Raw genomic sequence first — 20,438 nt, forward strand, 5'->3', positions numbered from 1 at the left:
ATTCGGATTAGAATTCTCCCAGAGATGAGAAATTGAGAATAATGGAATTGTCCAGGTTGTCATCCTCGTCGCAGTCATGTAAAGTACCAGCGGGATAGACGTTTCGGACTTTTTCAAGCGCTTCAATCAGCCTTTGGAGGGCTTGGGAAAGGTGAAGCGGATGGGGTACGGATTTCTGAGCTTCGAGATGCCAAAGTTTCCAGGCGAGTTCAAGCTCCTCCATATGCGCAGGACTGATCCAACACACGGTAAGAAAGACATGTGCCGGGGTCTCTAGTTTGATCTTTTTTTCTATGAAGTTTCGGAAGTCCCGATTGGTAAATCGGCCTACCCAAAAAGGCAGAATGAGGTGACCCATGCAGGTGTATGGGTCATCTAGGGTACAGTCACACTCCTCTTGGAAGTGAGGGTCAAGAAGGCGGTCTTCAATTGTTGAGGTCACTGGGTTTCCTAATTCATCAGGATACGTATAGGAGCCCTTGTATTTGGGTCTCAAAAGTATGTGCTCGAATAGATGACTCCCTTCCAGATCGAAAAACTCCATTTGGAAGAATTGCTGCATAGCTTCGATGGCTTTTTCTTCCTCTCCACCATGCACTTGTACCTTATTGCCAAGTACCCTTAGCACTTCAAAGGTTTTACTGATGATGACTTCCCCTCCCTCCAAGTCAGGTCTTGGGGATTTTTTTGTTACTAAAGTGGTGTCACCTCCTGATACTCGACTTTCAAGTATTTCATAAGATACCGAAGACAATTCACCTTGTAGGGAGAAACTAATTTTGACCTGATCTCCTTGGCTCCAAAGGGTATGGTGGTCGCCTTCAATGGTGATTTCGTGTAAGTCCGAATCAACACTAAGAATGGGAAAGCCTTTTCTAAATTCGATCAAATCCTTTTTCTGAGGAACCTGATCAAACTTCAAAAGAAGTTGGCTCCCTTGAGCCACAGCTTGTTCAAGACTTATTTCAATTTCCGGGAAGCCTGTTTGCTGTAGATAAGGAGCACCAAATACCCCAGCTAGCAAATCGGAAGCGAGGGGGGTATTGAAATCGGCTTCGTTGGACTTGGCTAGGGTATTTCCAAATACAGGGTCTACCAAGTAAAAGTGATAAGGAGAAGCATCGTCAGGGTCTAGTTGATATCCTGAAGACCGAGAAGCCGAAGCGACCAATTGCCAAATATGAGTTTTGATTCTTTCCTCAGCTAAATCTTCCAGTTCCTCCTCAGTAGTGGCACCTGGGACTTCCTCGGTGATTTTTCCAGTGAGGATTTGATTTCCTTGCCCAAATGGAGCATCAAAGAATTCGAATTCGATTTCATAGCGTGGAGGTTCGGGGGCAAGGCTTACCTTAATGCTGTAATCATACCAGTTTTCGAGATTTAGGCTAAGATTTTTTCGGTTAGCACGAGCATTGAAGAGGAACTCTTCTCTGAAAATGGCATTTACTTTCTCAATAAAAATTGCTGCTTCTCCACCGCTGTCCGAATTGGGAAAATCTTTTTTAATGCTTTCCCCGATTATTTCTTCTTCATAAATGAGCTCGACCAGATAATTTCCGCTTGATCCTGTGATACTGAAATTTTCAGAATTTGAGCCCAAACTGATGGTCTTTTCCAAAGCCAAAGCAGCTTCCTCATGAGTTTCAAATAGCTTGGCCAGGGTGAATATTTCTTGATCCAATTCGTCTTTTACCCACACAGTCCAGCCAGTCAAGTCTTCACGGATTTCAAAGGATGGGCTAAATCGCAACCAAGACCAATCTTTTTTCTTGAATCCATAGAGAGCCCCGATTCTATCCTCCAATCCTGATTGATTTTCAATATGGAAAAATGAATCATGTCGCGAGTAATCATAGCCCTGACCTCTTCTCGATGAGATTTGTGGATAATGATTGAGAAGGCGGAGCTTGTCGTCGATCAGTTGGCGTTTGGCAGTGGTAGTTCCGATTCGCACACTCAGGCTTGCATAGTCCACCACCTGCTCTGCAAATCTTCCCAAAAGGTGATTCAGGAACTCATTCCGCCGCGTCAAGTAAGTTTCCTCTGATTCTGCAAGGTTTTTCACCAGGTCTTCTAATCCGACCAGATCTTTCCATAGGTCGGCTGAATCGGGAACTAGGTTCTCTAGACTTTTGGTGAAATAAGTCCGGTCAATAAGTGGGTTGCCAAAAGAATCCAGCTCTGCCGACATAGAAAAGAGATCCCTGATATGGGATAATTGCTGCAGATAATTGACCAGAAACTGCTCAAAAACCATCAAGAAGGCCTTTAATTGCTTCACTTCATGTTTTTTCGGTCTACCGAGGGCAGGAGGGAGCATTCCATCTTCACCGATTCCATATACTTGGGGAAAGTCATTTTGGATAGAGAAATAGTCTCCGGGATTCATGAATGTGCCACGTGGTAATTCAAAATCTACCTGCGCATTGCGAATTTTTTGAGTTCGCTCAGTTTCTTTTTGTGAGGAAAGTATATCCTCCACCTCTTCCCGGTTGGCAACAAAAGGAAGCTCCTCTTTGTAATACACCAATTTACTTTCAGGGATATTTAGGCGTGGGACGTAGTTTTTATCAACTGCCAGCTCCAGGCACCACTTGACGCTTTTACTAGGAATTTCTCCACTCTCATTATCCTGAGGTTTGTTGGCAATTTGAATGCTTTTCACGGCCTTGACCCCAGGAATATCCATGATGATGTGGATAAGGTCGGATACATGGATTTTCGATTTTCTACTGGCTTTTTCCAGCTCCTCTTCATCAATGAATCCATGTTTGAGAAGTGGACCTTCAAAAATCTTTTCAGTTGGGGTGCACTGCTCAGCAGACCAGTCTCCGATGAAGACTCGATCCTCATCTTGCAAAATAGGGCTTGGAAAAGCGGGGCTAACCTGTATTTGAGCAAGATTTGGAGATTTCTTGTCAGGGATAATTGAGGTGACCGAATAGCTGCCCACATTATTTCCCGATCCAACGATGCTAATCAGCGAGCCTATTTTTGGATACTCTTCTTCGGCAAGATTAAGCCATATTTTCCCCGGTTTTTGCTCAAATCGCTTTATTTCGAGATTTCCTGATTTGCAGCGATGAAGCATCTCATCCAACTCATAAAAATTAACCTGAGGGGAAAGAAATTTGGAGATTTGAGTGAAAATAGCAGCCTCGGTAGCTTCCACATCGGCTTCTGCATGCAGCTCGATATCTGCACAAACAAGAATTTCCTCCACACGAAGTGCGTGGAAATTGACAAAATCCTCACAAAGGTTACGGTTGGCATACAGTGTTTTTTTGGCCTCAGCCAGAATCTCTTTTACCTTTTTGATTTTTAGAAGGTAAAAACTCAAAATCCCATCCTCGTTTTTGAAGACAAAGTTGTTTACTTGGGTGTTGATGGCAGTAAGCCCCTCAATGGCTTTTGGTCCCGATGGGGTAAGTTCACTCCCCTCAATTTTTATCGTGTTGGAAGAGGTAGTGCGATAGGTTAATTCAAAATTATCAGGGACATTCTGGTATTGGACGACAATATCGATAATCGATTTTTTGATTTCATTGGGATCATTCCAATCGATTTCAGCATCCCATCGTGGGAATTCAACTTGGATATCGATGACCATTCCAGCCAAGTCGGGATGTTCATCCAACTGGATTTCCATCGAGATTTTATTCTCATTTAGATCTCCTAGGAGCTCGTTTTCATCAAATTCCAGCAAGACATCGTACAGAATGCCCATTTGAAGTGCTTTTTCTGATTTGGGGAAGGGCTGGTAGGCGAGCTTTTTCTCTTTTCGATCTGGGAAAACAGGAATCTCGTTGGTTGGTCGGATTTCAATCCAGGCATTTTTTATTCCCGCATTAAGTTTTTCTCCATCAAGATCTTCTACCACCTCGACATCCATCAGAAGTTTCCGATAGTCGTTGATCGTCAGTGCTTTGGAGGGGAGAATCTCTGAAGCCTTAAAAAATTGATCTTTCAGACTTCCTGTTGAGTCAGCCAGTAAATCTGAAATAGGGAGATTGCTCCGGTACCCCAAATCGGTGATTGCGTAGCAAAGAACCTCCAGAATAGTCATTCCTGGATCATGCGCATTGTAATCAGTCCAAATTTTTCCAGATAGGCGCTGAATGTATGCTATCGCCTCTTTTCGCAAGAGTTCATAATCCATCACTGGATTACTCGGCTTTTCCTTCGATATGGTTGTCGGTGTGAGCATAGCTTAGGTTTCGTAGGCTTCGTCCATGTCTGAGTCCTCAGATGAGGCGATCGTTACAGCGGCTTTTATTTCATTATCAGGACATTCGCAGTCCTCGCTTTCTAATATTTCCAACAGATGATCCCCATAGTTGCCAATGACACCGGCTGATCCCAAGATTGAAATCCCGGTACTACCCTTTGCTTCTTCGACCCTTTTCTTGGAAATCAGACTCCCATCGACGGGATTTCGGATAATCTGATACAATTCAAAACAGGTCAAATAGTCGATATAAGACCGTTTTTCGATGAAGTGGAGAACTATTGAACTGTGTACTTCACCTGCAAAATCAAATCCTTCGGGCAGCTGATAGGCCCATGGTGATAAAAAGGTTTTGATTTCATCTTCTAGTTTTTTGGTGAAAAAGCTTGCATCGATTCCAGGGCGGTATTTGATTTTAGTCTTGACCTGCAGCTCCTCGTAAATAGGATTTACCACATGAAGGAATACCCCCGGAGGATTGATTTTTTGAAGAAATTCCCGTACCGATGCGATCAGCGCGACGCTAGCTTTCGGCCTCAGTGGGTCGATCGCATTTTGATTTAGTACATTGGCTATAATGACAACGGTCACATGGCGAGGTGCCAATGCCCGGTATTTCTCCAGGTTTCCATCGTAGAAGGTGTGATTGAGAACCTTCACCTGATAGATCTCAGGAAACTGCTCTAGCACCAAATGCTCGTAATCCCAGCGTGTAATGGCTCGTTGCTTATGTCTTAACCTTTCTGAGATTCGCTGATAAAAATCTTCAGGTTGCTCAGGGACTTTTCCCCCAAAGGATGCAAAAGGCTGAGATATTTTACTGATTTGACTTTGTCCGGATACTAGCTTGGAGATGGAATTGGCAGGAAGTGCTTCAGCCAACCTGTCCGGATCGTTGTCTTGGTCTTCAAAAGTCACCCGAATCGCCTGAGCTAAAATCTGAGTGAAAAGAGGAATGGCGTCACTATTATTCTCTACTGAAGCTCGGATCCAGGTATGTCCATCCGAGTGGATTGTATGGGAAGCATTCGCTCCTTTGGGAGGCGTGAAGCCAATTATCCCAGTTTGGATTAGCCCTTTGGTTTCGTCCACGGTGATGTCCAACTTGTCAAAAGAAATCCAGGTATTGTCACTCAAGTAGCTCCAATTGACGGTGGGCACAGGCTTTTCAGGGTTGCCGCTTCCATCCAAGACATGAATCAATAATTGGAATGACTGAGCTGGGAGATGATTTTTTAAACCGATAAAAAGTATGCCCTCTGCTTCATAGTCGGGAAGTAGTTTCAAGCCTTTGGGATTGGAATCTAGCTTTGCCTCTCCAAACGCACCAATATGGAAAAAATCAGACTCAGAATCCCGATCCAATGAAAAACTATCTGTAGCCACATAATCCAGTTTAATGGATTTGATTTCGGGGGAATAAGGTTCTTTTGGGAGTGGAGTATTTCCTGTTTCATCCTTATTTAAGGCAATGATAGCTTTGGCCAAATCACTTGGATATTCCTTATGTCCAAAATCTATTCCTGCCAAACTCAGTCGAAGGAACCCCCTCCGAATACTTGGTCCCCATTCCGTAAATGAGGGCATGTCGGGCTCAGCCTGTAATTTTTCCAAAAAAGTACTTTCGAATGAAAGGGCCTGATTGGTTTGAAGGTTTTGATTATTGGTTTGTTCAAAGAGATTCAGTTGAGGGCCTTCTACCCAAGTTTTATCATCGAGTAGGGCAGTTTGGACCAAAAAGCTGTCGTTGCTACGACCTGAATTCGTGTAATCAGTATAATGATCACCAAAATTTGATGGGAGACCAAACCATTCAAAATGAAGGGTTAAGGACTCTAGCTTTTTAGCGAAGGCCTCTTTGCTACCAATGTAGAATGAAGAGCCTATCTGGGGCCGAAATCCAAAAGGAAAAATATTCTTGCCCACAGGAAGAATGGATTGATCATTTTGAAGAATGAGGCTTTCCACACCCTTGACCTCGGTTCGGATATCGACAGCAGTCACTTCGACTTCTTTCAGGACGCTGTAAGGGTAGCTTTGGATTGTGTCGGCCAATTCGACTTTAAGGACAGGTTGCTTCGTCTTGAATTTTTGTAAAAGCACCTCCTCGGAATATGCGACTACTGCGGCCTGATCGGGATTGAGATGAATACTCAAAACCAGTACAAGCTGCTCTTCCTTTTGCTGAATCCAATGGGCTTTGGTTCTAAAGCTGTATTCCAAATCTTCCAACTTGTCCATTCCCATTCCTCTGACATCCTTCAATTGCTCTAGCTCCTCAAATCGGCCTCCCAATGCAGTTCTCCTGGCAAGGATGTTTTTGGCGGTGACTTCTCCGATGTCATACCCTCGGAAAGGACGGTGTTTCCCAAATTCAGGGTTGTCAAATATTCTCCCCATCTGTGGTTCAATCCCGGCAATATCCGACCATTTGGAAGCCTTATTGATAAAATCTAAAGCCTCCTGTTTTGCTTCCAATTCAGACTCCGGCAGGTACGGGCTTGCTTCGATCCATTCTTCTTCACCGCTCAACCAAAAGCGAAAAGAGGAATCTAGGTGTAGCGAAAGAAGTTTGTCAAAGAGGCCTTCTTTCTTTTTGATGTGAAGGGAAAGTTTGATTTTCCGATGACCTTCTTGTAAGTGTAGCGTAGGGGAAGCAATGGCAAATCCCAAAATGGCCATTTCTCTTTCAGAATCCGGGAAAAGCGCATTAGGTCGCCCAAAAGACTCCCATCTTCCGTCAGGTTCAGCTATTTCTCCGCCTTTTCCGTCTAATGAATTTGCGATGCTGGATTTGTAAAATCTTGAATTCTCATCCCGATACAAGGCTTGAATAGCTGCTACCTCTGTTTTATTTAAGACTTGGTCTGTTGGATTTTTGAAGGTGACTTCTTTCCCCAAATCATCCTTTCCAGCCTTGAAACCAGTGTTTTTTGGCAAAAGGTATTCGTGAACATGCTTGGCCAGCTGCAAAATCAAATAGGCTTGGTCTGCCTCAGCTGGTTTTTCGCGAAGCTTTAAAACATCTCTGTAGAAAAAGTCCAGATGCTTTTTGCTCAAGCTGTTCAGCTCTTTTTGAGCGAGGGAGAAGGCTTGAAGAAATGCCAGGAAAAGCGCAAAGTGAGGGGAGTTTCTTTCGTCTTCGCTGATCTTTTTTTCGAAAAACGGTTTCCAATCCCCATTGAATTCCACTATTTCCTTATCACCAACTTTCTTGGATTCAGCAAATCGGAGTTGCTCGGCTATGCCAATTGCGAAAGCCTTGAGCTCGTCCAACTTCCTGGCATCTACAGCCACATAGCTAGGCAAGAGGCTTTCCAGCAGCCGGTTTCCCCGGTTGGTTCCGCTTCCTGGAGCGACTAGGCTATGGCAATTGTCCTGACTCATAGTTCGGTGTCTGTAGCTTCAATACTTAGGTATGGATAGACTAGATTTTTTCGGTTGTTGGTGGCAATGATTCGATAGTTGATGAGCACTTCCACCTTGCCTTCCTCATAATTTGGACGCATATCGATCTCCTCCGCTTTTACTCTTGGTTCATGAAATAAAATGGCTCGCTTGATTCTGTTGATGATGATGGTAGCCGTGGTGACATTGAGAGCTTCGAAAAGCAAGTCTTCCATGTTGGCCCCATAATCCGGTCGCATGACTCTTTCCCCAACTGTGGTATTCAGTAGGATGATGAGACTTTGCCGAATGTCCTCTTCCTTTTCAGCCAAGACTACTTCAGCTGAGCCTTTGTCAAAGGATACCGGGAATCCCCAGCCTCTTCCCAAAAATGAATTATTGTCTTCCATATCATCCAATGATTACAGTGGGTTCGCCAATGACTGCTGATGCGCCACATCCACAGGTATCTCCAACTCGCAAGGCTGGTACGCCTCCGATCATTACTGTGGCACTTCCTATTGTAAATGGGCTAGAGGTCGGCTGATGTCCGGAGGGTGGTAAGGCGCACACATGCATATCGCCCATTACTGCAGCCGGCATACCTCCAATAAGTACGGTTGCTTGTCCGGGCCCAACGATGGTTCCTCCGTGATTTGTAAGATCGGTGACTCTTGCTGCTGCTGGCATAGCTTAGTTGATTTGTACAATAGACCCTTGAATTTCTGTACTCCCTGAGGAAGTAAATGCTGCTGAAGCACCACCTTCAGCATTCAATCCTGCCGAGGCTTTCAATTCTATATTGGTGCCTTCCATAATGATGTCCCCAGACGCCTTCATCTTGATATTGCTATTACTTTCTAGCTCTATTCCTTCACTGCTCATCTGAAAGCGGTTTTTATTTTCATCTTCAATAATTATCGCTTCTTCATCTTCACTGAGTAGGATTTTATTTCCATTGGGAGTTTTTATGATGAGAGAAACCAAATCATCATTGAATACTATTTGCATTCCGGATCGTGTGAAGATTCCCTTTTCGTGGTTGTCATCTGACGGTTCCAGAGGTGCTGCTTTGGCACTGCTGTAGAGTTTGCCAAGGACTACTGCATCCCGTGGGTCTTCGTTGATAAATCCGACGATCACTTCATCTTCGATTTCTGGATAGAAAAAGCTTCCCCTACCATCTCCGGCATCAATTTGGGCTAATCGTGCCCAAACTCCTTCCTCCTCAGCTTTGATCATAGGGATGACGACTTTTACTCTGTATTCTCCATCCGGATCGTCTTGTAGCATCGTCACTTTACCAACCTGCAGTCCTTTGATGGCGGGTAAAAGTCCTGCTGCAGGAGCATCCTGAATATCATCGTAAGTGTAGGCAATGAGCTTTGGGTCCAGACCAATTCCTAAGTGAGTAAACCATTTCTGATTAGGGGAAATCTCGTGATACACCGAAGAGACAAATGCTTTTCCATTAAATCGATCTCCAAATCCTTGTAGTGATACCAAATCACCCGGACGGATACTGTTATTTCCTAAGGTCTTTAGCCTTCCTTGGATTTTGGATAGTCTGCTTCGGAAAAGATTGGTGTCGGCCCAAGATTGAAGTTCCTCGTCTTTTTTGGGTCCGCCGTGCTGTAGCTTGTTTTCGCTGAGCCCAATGACTGCGGCAAGGTCATCCGGACTGATGTTCCCATGGATATCCAAATTGGGGTTGGCAGATTCTTTTTCTTTCAGTTCTTGGAGGGATGCATCCCAACTCACAGCCTTGCTGGAAGAGTATTGTCTTCGGGCATCCATTTCAGCTTCAAAGCTGATCACATTCATTCCAAACTCCAGTTCAAGTACCGATTCGCTGCCAGTGTCAGGTTTGAAGACTTCTACCTCTCCTGCAGCTACGCGGACTATTTTCCCGGAAGATTCTGCTCTGGTAAGCATAAAATCCCAATCTGAGCAATAATACTGCACCATTTCAGCATGATTTGGCTGGGTGCTTTCCACATTTGCACTTAGGTCAGGATAGCTGCCAATTAAAGTTTCAATGATTTCTGAATCGGAAGAATCAAAAAAGTAATTGTTCTTCCTTCCCACGGTCATCCGAATGACAGGATCTCGAAGCTCCAAAACCAGTTTGGAAGAATCCTTGCTGATATCCAGACCATGTTTGATGATGATTCCTTCGAAGATTTGTTCCTCATCATTATTGTAGCCTGCCTTGATTTCGATTTTTCTCCCAGGCACAAATAAGTCCCCGTCGCTTAATTCGAATTCACCCGTCGCCACATCTCCATCAAAGAGCACCAATTTGGCAGCGGGAACCTTGTTGATAGCATAAGTCACAGCAAGCATGGCAACTCCCACAGAAGCAGGGAGCTCCTGACCTTCCGAAAGGATAGTATAGGTAGCCAAATCTGGATTGGTACGAGCGCTTACGGGAATGATGGGCATAGTTTAATTCTTTTGAACTGGCGGAAAGGAAAGCTCCTGTCCTATTTCTAGTTTTCGAAAGTTTTTCAATTGATTGATTCTAGCTATTTCCAAATAGTAATCAGGGTTACCATAAATCCTCTGGCACATGATGGGAAGTGTATCTCCTGCTTTTACCACTCGGACATGGGTAAGATCAGGCGAGTTGCGGGCTGTCTCTGCGGCCTGTTCTTCTCTGGAAATGGATTGCTTGAATTTGGCTGAAATCGTTGCCCGAATAGGAAGCCCTGCCGAATTGAAGAGTTTGTAATTAATCGTAGCGCTTTCCAGCACTCCCCGAAACTGAAAAGCACCCCAGTTGATTTGTAGAAAGTTGGGTTTGTGCGTGTCAGATTGGATCTTTTGAGTGATGTCTAGGAATCGCTGAATGGCCCGGTCCACATGTTTATCCTCTTGGATAAGTTGGATCGCAGATACCTTGTCATTACTGATCAAATCTGTATTTGGCTTGCTGTCTCCCAAATAATCCAGGTTGATGTCTCCGGGCGAATCATTTCCCGGCGGTGAGGCAGCTGTCGCATCAAATAAAAACTCGAAGGTGACCGATTCAGATTGGTTGGAACGAAATTGATTCTGGGCTCCATCAGCGAGTCCCTCTTCTGGCACCCATTTATTTTGAACCTCCTGACTGTAAGCAGTCGGATTGTACATGACGACATAAGTCTGCCTGGAGGAAGTGAAAAAGTCATCCGAAAAAGCGGTGATTTTCAGTTTTTCCAGACCTCCTAGCGGTGAAAATATGTCTTTAAGTGCCATGAGATTAGCGTTCGTTTTTATTTTTGATCAGATGGACGATTTCTTCCATTCCTTTTTCTAAAGCTTCCACTCGAGGAATCGGCCGTTTTGTACCGGTTGGCTTTTCATCTGCCGTATCCACGGTAGTACGAATGATTAATTCTTTGACTTCAATGGGCATATCAAATCGGTAATAGGTCTGTTGGGTCAATTCTTCGGTAGTATTGATAAGCAAATTCAATTGACTCGATCATCAGGGTGTTTTCCATCGCATTGAGTCCTTCAATGTTCCATTTGACCGGCCAGGCATTGATGAAATTCCAAGCCTGAAGTGGCAGGTGTTGCTCATTGAGTAGGATTACTGTAATGTCCTGTGCCTCGAATTGAAAAGCTTCCACCGAATCCTTAAACCACTTCATCAGTTGGGACCCGACTAGCATTCCTCTTTTCATGGTAAGATTTGGGTAGGAAACTGGATTTGGCATTCGATGCTTGAAGCGGTTTTCTCCTCCTTCAGCATATTCCTCTACTCCTATTTCCACGCTTAGGCCGCCTACTTCCTGAAATCCTACATCCGGTATTCCCGGATATTTGAGTAGTAGACCCTCAAATCGAACCAGAAAATGAAATCCGGTGGGTGGATAGAAAAGCGCCATAGATTAGGGAGTTTCGATGGAAAGTCCTTCGTGGCAAAGCTCGATCGTCTCGATGGCCACCTCATTCCCAGTGGAGTTGAGCGAAGGTCCTTCTACCTTGCAGGGCCAAGCTTCTTTGACCTTCCATACCATCACTGGTTCGTGTTCTTCATTGAGAAGGCTGATGGTGAGATCCCGACGTTCGATATTATTTTTCCTGACTGTGTTCAGCCATTGGAAAAACTCATTATCCGCTCGAAATACACCTCTTTTGAGTGTGATATTGCTGTATTGAGGAATGCCGGGCATTTTACTGACGTGGTATTCCAGAGAGCTTCCTTCTCGATAATCTATAGACTGAAGCTCTACGGTCAGGCCGGACACTTCGGTGAAACCTATTCGGGTACCGCCCCACTCTACCTGAAAGTGAAAGACGGAAACTGGATATGCTACTGCCATGGTATTGAGATTTTAATGGTTTATGATTCTTGAAGTTTGTGAGAGAATTTCAGGATGATGAATTCTGCAGGTCGTACTGCTGCCAATCCGATTTCTACATTCATCCTTCCCTCGAGAATATCTTGAGCTGTCATGGTGCTTCCGAGTCCTACTCGTACAAAAAAGGCATCCTCCGGTTTGGCTCCAGCCAGTGCACCATCTCTCCAAAGCTTGGAAAGGAAGTTTTCGATCATGGTTTTCACCCGAAGCCAGGTGTTGGCATCATTGGGCTCGAAGACCACAAATTCGGTTGCTTTTTTAACTGATTCTTCAATGAAAATGAAGAGTCGTCTTACGGGTACGTAGCGCCATTCATTATCATTTCCTGCTAAGGTTCGGGCTCCCCAGACTAAAGTTCCTTTTCCGGTGAAGCTGCGAATGACATTGATAGACTTTCCTGAAGCAGCATCTACGTTAAGAGATCCTTGTTGCTCGTTAGTCACTTTGATGGAAGGTCCGATGATAGATCGTACGCTGACATTGGCAGGGGCTTTCCACACGCCCCGTTGACTGTCCACTCTGGCATAAATACCAGCTATCGCTCCGCTTGGGGGAAGAGTCACATAGAGTTTTGCTATTTCGGCTAGAATAGCTCGGTGCAGGCTCGGATCATTCGTGGCGATCCAGTCGAGCGTCTGCCCATTTGCATCTGTTGGGGTAGCCGGAGCAGGAGTTTCGGTTCCTTCATAGCTACTGCTTTGTGCGACTGTAATTGAGCTATTATCAAAACCATAATTCAAGGCTGATTTGAGCTTGGGGTAATATGCCGCTCCATATTTCAGATCTGAGATGCCGAATGAACCTCTGAAATTGTCCGCATCCGTAATGGGGCCTGCTCCTTCCTCTTTTAAATCCATGATGACAAAGCGATCCTGAAGCTTTTCGCATTGAGCAAGAGCTTGCTCATATACCTGTCCTGCACTTGCCAGTGAGAGATCATCCGGAAAAAGAATGAGTGTTGGTTCATCTACTTTTTCCAAAGCTGCTAATCCTCCCAGGAGACTGGTGCTGTCTGTCGGGTCTCCTACACTCGGCCCTGCAGTGAAGTCATTGACTGATATGATGTAACAGGGCCCACCTCCATTGTCAAAAAACATTCGAAGGCTATAGTACATCTTATAGACAGAGGCCGATGAAGTCAAAGCTGCTGAAATAGTTCGCTCAGTAAGTTTGGTAGGAGGGCCTCCATAAGTATCCGTGATCGTGATGGTAATTGCCTCCGGGTTGGCCTTGCCAAAGATGGACTCATATTCAAGCATAGAGGTGATTCGAATAGGAACACCCCGTACATCTTCTCCGTTTTTTGTAGCCTTATCGGTATGACCAATGAAGGCAGGTATGGCTGTCTCTACTGCTGCTACTGATGCAGGAAGTGTAGAGATCTCCTCTATATAGACGCCTGGTGTGAAGTAATTTGCCATGGTTTTATTTTTTAATGGTTAGATCAACTTTCTTGAAGTTTGTGAGAGAATTTCAGGATGATGAATTCTGCAGGTCTCACGGCTGCCATGCCGATTTCCACATTCATTCGGCCTTCCAGAATATCCAATGAGGTCATGGTCTGACCCAATCCTACCCGGACAAAAAATGCCTGTTCAGGTTTTGCCCCAGCCAGTGCTCCTTCCCGCCATAGGCCGGATAGGAAGTTTTCGATCATGGCTTTTACCCTCATCCAAGTATTTGCATCGTTGGGCTCAAAAACCACAAACTCAGTAGCTTTTTTGACTGACTCTTCTACAAAAATGTAGAGCCTTCTGACTGGAATGTATCGCCATTCATTATCATTTCCGGCCAGTGTTCTAGCTCCCCAGACCAAGTTGCCTTTGCCTGGGAAAAGCCGAATGGCATTGATTGATTTTCCAGAGGTAGCATCCACATTGAGTGGCTCCTGATCTGGCGATGAGAGAAGCACAGATGGCTGAGATACGCCGCGCAGGCTCACATTTGCCGGTGCTTTCCATACGCCTCGTTGACCATCAACTCGAGCATATACTCCCGCCATTGCTGCAGAAGGATAAAGAGTCATAACCTTGGATTCAAGCTTCGCCTTGATGGCATTGTAGAGTGATTTTTCAGCCTGAGGGATTCGAAGAGTGCCTCCAGGGCTAATAGTAGCCCCTCCGTCTCCATTGTCTGTATAAGTCAAAGTCAGGCTTTCACCAGCACTTCCTTCGGCAGTAGCTTCAATGATGATCGTAGCTCCTGACCTTCGGGCGGTGTAGTTGGGATTTGCAGCTGCTTGGATGGCTACCAGTAAGTTTTCTGCTGACCCTGCATTGGCTGAAGGGCCAGGCTCTTTGGTAAATTCTGTTCCTTCGTTAAAGGTATCTGTGTCAATAGTGAAGGAGTCCAGATCAAGGTTAGCGTTGTTGGTGATTTGGATAATGCCTACTGCCCGGTTGCTACCCGTTCCAAGCATTTCTAGAGGCATTTGGTGAAAAGGACCTTGTGCTGTACCACCCCGATTGTCTGTCAAAATGAGCGTTTTCTCATTGAAGTTTCTGAATAAAAATGTTTTCAAACCCGGATAGTAAGCTGCTCCATATTTCAAGTCGGATGTGCCTACCTGATTTCTGAATGCCGTGGCATCCTCAAGGGGTGTATCGTTGTTATTGTGTAGGACATCCATTATCGCAAAGCGATCCTGAAGCTTTGCACATTGTGCCAAAAGCTGGTCATGTAGTGTGGTACGGTTGACATCCGAAAGAACTGCCGCTTCGGGGACTACAAGAAGTGTTGGTTCGTCCTCTTCCTCTAGAGCTGCTAAACCTGCCAGTAAGGCTGCAGGATCAATTTCATTTCCACTGGGATTGGAAATGTGAGTGCCCACAGATACGATGTAGCATGGTCCTCCTCCATTTAGGAAGTAGAGATAGACATGGTAGGGTAATAAATAATTGGAAAAATGGCTAGGGTCGGTAATCGTATAGCCCGGTTCGGTGCTCGTCAAGCTGACCTCATACCTTTCATAAAAAGAGTCCCCAAATATTTCCTTAAACTCCAGATATGAAGTTATCCGGGTTGGTTTATTGTTTGCGATTGTTTCTCCGTTTTTCTCCCGTTTGGCGGTGTAGCCGATAAAGGCAGGGATAGCAGTGGCTACCGGTACGACGGAGGCTGGAAGAGTAGAGATTTCCTGGATATAAACTCCCGGAGTTTTAAAGTCTGCCATGGTCTGTGATGCTAGATGTATACATAGATTTCGGATATAGGGTCTCCTCCGTCAGTCTTGACAGGGCTGTGCCGGAGAGGATTGGGTAAATGAGAAAATAAAACCCGATTGCCTGGATTTCTTCGGAGCTCAAGGTTGAGCTTGGGCCTTTCGAAATATGGAATGGGTACCTGCGATCTGAAAATGACCGTTTCGTGATCATTGATCCGGATATCTGGATGGGGAGTACTTCCCAACTGATCAAATTGATATTGTGAATAGGGTGAGCTTGGGGGATTTTCCCTGTCCTCGATGATCAGGGTAGATGAGCTCAAGTCTATTCGCTTATTTTGGTTGACGATGTAGTACGTCCACTTTGAGGTCTTTCTGTTTAGTTGTAAGCGATAAAACTCCTGCAATCCATACAAATGATCCGGTGAGTTGCTGTATCGAATCTGTACTACACCAAGGCTATTTGATAAATTTGGATCTGCGGATAAAAAAAAGTCACGCGTCCATAGCGTCGTGGTATCTAAGTCATTTCGGAGTCGAATTGTGTAGACTCCTTCCTTTTTTCCATTTAGATTGATTTCAAATCGAACCTTTCCATCAGGCTCAGCTTGAATATTTCGGTCTACTGGAAATGCTTGGCCATTGAAATCCTGACCTGAGCTGATTTTGTTCCCATCCGAATCCAGGACTTGAAGAATGACTGTTCCGGGATTTGGGTTTAGTACTAATTCTGAGCTGAATCTCATGGGACGTCTTCCGTCCAAGATCTCATGTTCTAGGGACTCTGGATTCGAGGAATCGGTGGAAGCTTGGGCAGGGAGATTTTGAAAATGTAAAAAGTCACCAGAAGAAAATTTTCTGGGTAGTTTGTCAAAATCGCTGACAGTTTGGATAAAAGCCTGATCATTACTCTGAAGCAAAAAAGTGAATGTTTTCGGCCGAGGAAGATCTATTTCAGGGCTTACTAAATCATTTTTTGCCCGATATAAAACTAAGGTGCCATTGGGAGTATCTCTAAAAAGCATTCGCCCACTTTTGAAAAGGTTCTGCGTTTCTTTGGTGGGAATTAGGTTTAGGTTTCTTCCTTTCCCATTTGCGAAAAACTCGTGTCGTATCGAAAGCTCGAAAAGTCTCTTGTAGATGATATTCATGACTTGTGCTGGCTTTGTGTGAATATCTGCTCGATCGGCTCACCCTGCTCGAGGACTGCATTTTCCTGAATGCTGATGGTCTTGATTTTATACAGCACACTGGGCAGGTATTTTGCACCTACCACAGACCAGAAATTGTAAAGCTGCTCAAAGGAATAGCTGTACAATTCCACTACTATCTTTTGAAGATTGGGATCGAAACTCCCCAAGCCGGGGCTGTTTTCAGGCGTAAAGACGTTTTTGGATTGGAAAAAGGAAATCGCATAGCTTAGCTGCTTTAGCCCTTCCACATAATCATCCGAGGAGTTGTTAGGATTCTTATTTTGAAAATTAGCCGTGATTAGGACGTAGAGGTTGAGTCGTATTTCGGGGTTTCGCTTCTCGACTTTTCCCACTGCATTGACGAATCGGTTTTGCTGATCTTTATTGACCCGCTCTTCCTCGATATTGATCAGGGAAATACCCAAAGATTGATCAGGAATGGCTATTCCAGCTTCATTGGTTACTCCTGAGAGATAAATCCGAGTTGTCGTAGGATCGCCTACCTTTAGTTTGATAAAGGTGTTTAACTCATCCGTAAGAAATTCTAAAACAGAATGGATCATCGACTAAAAGTGAAAGAATGAAAGAATATAAAGACCCTCTTAAGGTATTGAAGTGGCTTGGGCTTTGATAGGAAAAAATCAGATTGAAATAACTTGAAAAATTCTCAAGAAAATATTTTAATTAATTGATTATCAATTGATTGTAAATCAAAAAGATTTTAAAAATAATCTCTATCTTTTTAATATCTAAATTGCTTTTTATTTGATTAAAGAATTAAAAAAATTTAAATATTGAATTTTATTTAGAAATTATTTAACAATATTTTTATAAAACCACTGATCGTAAGGAAGTAATTCAAATCCATCTGGGCGCCACTTGTATTCTCCTATTCTTTGGTTGAGTTTTTCCCAAAGTGAAGATTCCAGAAGCCTTTCTACCTCGGTGTGTTGATGTAGATCTGAGAGCAAATGAAAGGCAGAATTCAATCGAATGCTAGCCTTATGGCTCCATCGAGAAAGGAGTTTTCGAAAGTTTTCCATTTTGTACTCAAGCCAGTCCATATCTTTCTGCTCAAACAAAATCATTAACTCCAGCATTTTTGATCCCAAATAATAATCCGGAACCGATTTGAGGCGAGATTGGCAATCATGAATTAACTTCAACGCAGGTTTATACTTTTCTAAAGAGAAAAATGTCAAAGCTTTCCAATATTCCCAGTGTGGATTTTTCTGAAGTTCGGGTCCATTAAGTTTTTGATGAATTACCTGTAATGCCTCGTCCCATTTTTTTTGATGAAATAGTGAAAGGAAATAATATTGAAAAAATGTCGATGGAACTTCCTGATTTTTGAGTTTTGATTGTAGGTATTCTTCGCAAAGGGATTGGGCTGGGAGAAAGTCCATTTTTTCGAAGAGCAATTGCAGCTTGGCATGAAGAAATTCACACAAGGCAGAGTAGTCATCCGGTTCGGAAAACTCCTCTCTTTCTACTTGCTCCATCAATAGGCTCGCCTCCTCATAATCTCTTTTTTGGATCGAATTTTTGAGGCTGCTTACCAGTCCCCATTGTTTCCGATTTGCATTCAGTTTTTGAATCATCTGTCTCAACCATCGATTGGAGCTATGCAATTTTCCATCAGCCTGTATTTCAGACTGGCTTACCAATACCTGCAAATGGCACTTGATGGCAAGCTCGAGCTCCGGAAGGTCTTTGGTGCTGAGTACGTGGCCAGACCCATATTCTTGTCCTATGGAGAATACAGTCAGTGCCAAATCGTGAAAGCCACCTTCAATGGCCAATTCCAGGCTCTTTTGAAGGAGTTTTGACCCTTCGTCTCGAAGATTTCGGGCAAGCAGCAGTTGAGATTGTAAGATCAATTCAGAACACCTGATCCGCTGATGGGCTTTGGTATTGACTGCAGATGGCTTGATCAAAACAGAGATTTCCTTGATCTCTTCCTTTAGCCGCTTTTTCAGCTGGGGAAAAGCATTGCTTTGATGATTAGGATAAAGTCTTTTTGCAAAAAAGTCATCCTCTTCATGTGGATTTCTAATCAGTAATCTAAGTAGGTCTAGCTTTTTTGACCTGGCTGTATTTCTTGCAGATGCTAAATGAAGTAATTGTTCCTTTTCCTGTGTAGAAAAAGCATTCAAAATATCGTTGAGACGATCCATTTGTGAACTGGGTTAAAAAGTAAGAACCAGTCTCAAATAACACTTTAAATCGCTGAAATACAAATGTTTGAACCCTTATTTCAAGATAAATACATTCGTTTTTTCCATTTTATATTTTCGTTCAAGCTCCTTGAACTGACTCAGCAATTGCCCAAAGTCACCATGTGGATCATAAACCACTTCAGGCATTTGCTTATTGATCATTCTAAAAAGCTGCACTTTTCTAGCGAAGGTTCGTTCCTTCTCCAAAAGCTCCTGGGATAAGTAGTAATTTAGAAAAGGGCCTTTCATGGAATGGTCTTGGTATAAAGAAAGATCACTGTCAAGCACTAGGACACTTTTTCCCGGCCATTGTGGATTTGCAGATTCTTTTAAGAAATATTCCGATTGTAGCGATCTGTTTTCTGCCCAAAACCACCAAGAACCCAAAGGCAGAAGAATGACCAAGCCCAAAAAGCCTATCTGTAGAGGTAATTTTTTCTTCACCCCCAAGAAAAAAGCGGTAATCAAATAACTTATTAATGGGAGAAAAACCATCATTTCCAAAGCTGCGTGATGCCTGGAAATGAAAATGGCTAGGCCAGCGAAGATTGCCCAGAAAAATAAAATTTGCCGCTGTTTTTGCTGATTGATGGAAGCTCCTTTAGATAGTACTCCAAAAAAGTATCCTAAAAATCCCAAAACAAGTGGAAATGCAAAGAGAATTCCTAAGGTGGCGAAGGTATGAAACTGGTATGTTTCGGATGTGAAACTCAAAGGCCAAATTCTCAGAAAATCTTCCAGTCCATTCGACCAGAAATAATAAACCACGATAAGTAACAAAGGCGTGAAGTAGCCAATCAGCGATAGGATCAACTGCCTAAAGCTAAAACCACTAATAGTCACTCCTACGATAATCAAAAAGGGAAGAAAAACGATATAAATGGGATGAAAACCCGTAGCCAACCCACCATAGATTCCAATCAATAAGGTAGCCTCACTACTTTCTTTTTGGAGGATGGTCTGGGAGAATAGCTGTGATAGCGCAAATATCACAAAGGTACTACCCAATAGTGCCGGACTTAGGCTCAGCATATCAAAGCTAATATGGAATAGGCTCAGCAAAACAATAGCCGGGATAAATGTATTTTCATCAAAGACGCGGTATCTGATGAGAGCGCTGTTCCAGTAGATCACTTGTATGAAAATCAAAATCCTGCCGATGATTTGATAGGCTAGAGAGCTGCCTCCAAATATCCAATCTATCAGAAAGAAAAAGCCAGCCGACAAGGGACCTGTGTCATCTACTAAATCGCGATAGAAGAGCAATCCATCTCCCAATCGCTCACCGAGCAGCATCCAACTCATTTGAAGCTGAGTGAGCGGAAGGTCCGCAAACACCAAATAAAGAATAGTCCAGAGGAGTAGAAAAAAGACTACACCGATTATTCGGAATGGATCGTTTAATTTGAAAAATTGAAACAAGGCTGTAGAATTGGGGTTAGCTGGGTCGAAATTAAAGCTTGCCCAAGTATTTCGCTAAATTTGTACCATAAATACTTCAAATGGAAAGCAAAAGACAACAAAAACACGCAAAACTTCTGCAGAAGGAGTTGGGAGAAATATTTCAAAAAGAGGCTAAACACCTGGTAGGAAAGGCAATGGTGACGATTACGAGGGTTTTTGTCAGTCCTGACTTAAGTGTTGCAAAAGTTTACCTTAGTTTTTTGCTTGCAGACACGCAGTCTACTTACGAGCTCATTCAGGAGCACAAAAAAGAAATTAGACATCATTTGGGAAGGAGAATCGGCAAGTCTGTTCGAATTATTCCTGAGTTGGCATTTTTTCCGGATGAGTCAGCGGCTTATGCCCAGCATATGGATCAGGTGATCTCCGGATTGGAGATTCCGCCAGCACCAGATGAGGAGGAAGATGAGTCAGATGAAGATTAATTCCTTG

At 43.7% G+C, this 20,438-nt stretch carries 16 protein-coding genes; 1 reads left to right on the forward strand and 15 read right to left on the reverse strand.

Annotation, left to right across the window (positions count from 1 at the left end; genetic code table 11):
* Nucleotides 1-7: 7 nt before the first annotated feature.
* From CDH51_RS12605 to CDH51_RS12670, 15 genes are all read right to left on the reverse strand, one after another.
* Nucleotides 8-4,207, reverse strand: a complete 4,200-nt coding sequence (locus CDH51_RS12605) for a hypothetical protein (RefSeq protein ID WP_157807110.1) — start codon at nucleotides 4,205-4,207, stop codon at nucleotides 8-10.
* Between the two features lie 3 nt (nucleotides 4,208-4,210).
* Nucleotides 4,211-7,615 (reverse strand): baseplate J/gp47 family protein, encoded by a 3,405-nt coding sequence (locus CDH51_RS12610; RefSeq protein ID WP_100628887.1) that lies wholly within the window; start codon nucleotides 7,613-7,615, stop codon nucleotides 4,211-4,213.
* A complete protein-coding gene (locus CDH51_RS12615; protein ID WP_100628888.1) occupies nucleotides 7,612-8,025 on the reverse strand; it encodes a GPW/gp25 family protein in 414 nt (137 codons plus the stop codon). Before CDH51_RS12615 ends, CDH51_RS12610 begins: the two co-directional genes overlap by 4 nt.
* Nucleotide 8,026: 1 nt before the next feature.
* Nucleotides 8,027-8,305, reverse strand: coding sequence for a PAAR domain-containing protein (locus CDH51_RS12620; protein ID WP_024283988.1), 279 nt, complete (start codon nucleotides 8,303-8,305; stop codon nucleotides 8,027-8,029).
* A gap of 3 nt (nucleotides 8,306-8,308) precedes the next feature.
* Nucleotides 8,309-10,060 carry a type VI secretion system tip protein VgrG gene (vgrG, locus tag CDH51_RS12625; RefSeq protein WP_100628889.1) on the reverse strand — a complete coding sequence of 584 codons (1,752 nt, stop codon included), beginning with the start codon at nucleotides 10,058-10,060 and terminating at the stop codon, nucleotides 8,309-8,311.
* A 3-nt stretch (nucleotides 10,061-10,063) separates the two neighbouring features.
* Nucleotides 10,064-10,855: a CIS tube protein gene (locus tag CDH51_RS12630; protein WP_100628890.1), complete on the reverse strand. Its 792-nt coding sequence runs from the start codon at nucleotides 10,853-10,855 to the stop codon at nucleotides 10,064-10,066.
* A 4-nt stretch (nucleotides 10,856-10,859) separates the two neighbouring features.
* Nucleotides 10,860-11,015: a DUF5908 family protein gene (locus CDH51_RS20080; protein WP_165967576.1), complete on the reverse strand. Its 156-nt coding sequence runs from the start codon at nucleotides 11,013-11,015 to the stop codon at nucleotides 10,860-10,862.
* 1 nt (nucleotide 11,016) lies between these two features.
* Nucleotides 11,017-11,490, reverse strand: a complete 474-nt coding sequence (locus tag CDH51_RS12635; protein WP_100628891.1) for a phage tail protein — start codon at nucleotides 11,488-11,490, stop codon at nucleotides 11,017-11,019.
* A gap of 3 nt (nucleotides 11,491-11,493) precedes the next feature.
* Nucleotides 11,494-11,928 (reverse strand): phage tail protein, encoded by a 435-nt coding sequence (locus tag CDH51_RS12640; RefSeq protein WP_024283984.1) that lies wholly within the window; start codon nucleotides 11,926-11,928, stop codon nucleotides 11,494-11,496.
* Nucleotides 11,929-11,948: 20 nt separating this feature from the next.
* On the reverse strand, nucleotides 11,949-13,388 hold the full coding sequence (locus CDH51_RS12645; protein ID WP_100628892.1) for a phage tail sheath family protein: 1,440 nt from the start codon (nucleotides 13,386-13,388) through the stop codon (nucleotides 11,949-11,951).
* A 23-nt stretch (nucleotides 13,389-13,411) separates the two neighbouring features.
* On the reverse strand, nucleotides 13,412-15,139 hold the full coding sequence (locus CDH51_RS12650; RefSeq protein WP_100628893.1) for a phage tail sheath family protein: 1,728 nt from the start codon (nucleotides 15,137-15,139) through the stop codon (nucleotides 13,412-13,414).
* Between the two features lie 11 nt (nucleotides 15,140-15,150).
* The gene (locus CDH51_RS12655; RefSeq protein ID WP_100628894.1) at nucleotides 15,151-16,281 is read right to left on the reverse strand and encodes a hypothetical protein; all 1,131 of its coding nucleotides are present in this window, start codon (nucleotides 16,279-16,281) and stop codon (nucleotides 15,151-15,153) included.
* On the reverse strand, nucleotides 16,278-16,886 hold the full coding sequence (locus tag CDH51_RS12660; RefSeq protein ID WP_024283980.1) for a DUF4255 domain-containing protein: 609 nt from the start codon (nucleotides 16,884-16,886) through the stop codon (nucleotides 16,278-16,280). Before CDH51_RS12660 ends, CDH51_RS12655 begins: the two co-directional genes overlap by 4 nt.
* A gap of 249 nt (nucleotides 16,887-17,135) precedes the next feature.
* Nucleotides 17,136-18,500, reverse strand: a complete 1,365-nt coding sequence (locus tag CDH51_RS12665; RefSeq protein WP_100628895.1) for a hypothetical protein — start codon at nucleotides 18,498-18,500, stop codon at nucleotides 17,136-17,138.
* Between the two features lie 75 nt (nucleotides 18,501-18,575).
* On the reverse strand, nucleotides 18,576-19,964 hold the full coding sequence (locus CDH51_RS12670) for a hypothetical protein (protein WP_100628896.1): 1,389 nt from the start codon (nucleotides 19,962-19,964) through the stop codon (nucleotides 18,576-18,578).
* Between the two features lie 80 nt (nucleotides 19,965-20,044).
* Here CDH51_RS12670 and rbfA point away from each other — a divergent pair, with 80 nt between their 5' ends.
* Nucleotides 20,045-20,431, forward strand: a complete 387-nt coding sequence (gene rbfA, locus CDH51_RS12675) for a 30S ribosome-binding factor RbfA (protein ID WP_026946719.1) — start codon at nucleotides 20,045-20,047, stop codon at nucleotides 20,429-20,431.
* Nucleotides 20,432-20,438: the final 7 nt, after the last annotated feature.

It is taken from the genome of Algoriphagus formosus (assembly GCF_002807035.1).
Taxonomy (GTDB): domain Bacteria; phylum Bacteroidota; class Bacteroidia; order Cytophagales; family Cyclobacteriaceae; genus Algoriphagus; species Algoriphagus formosus.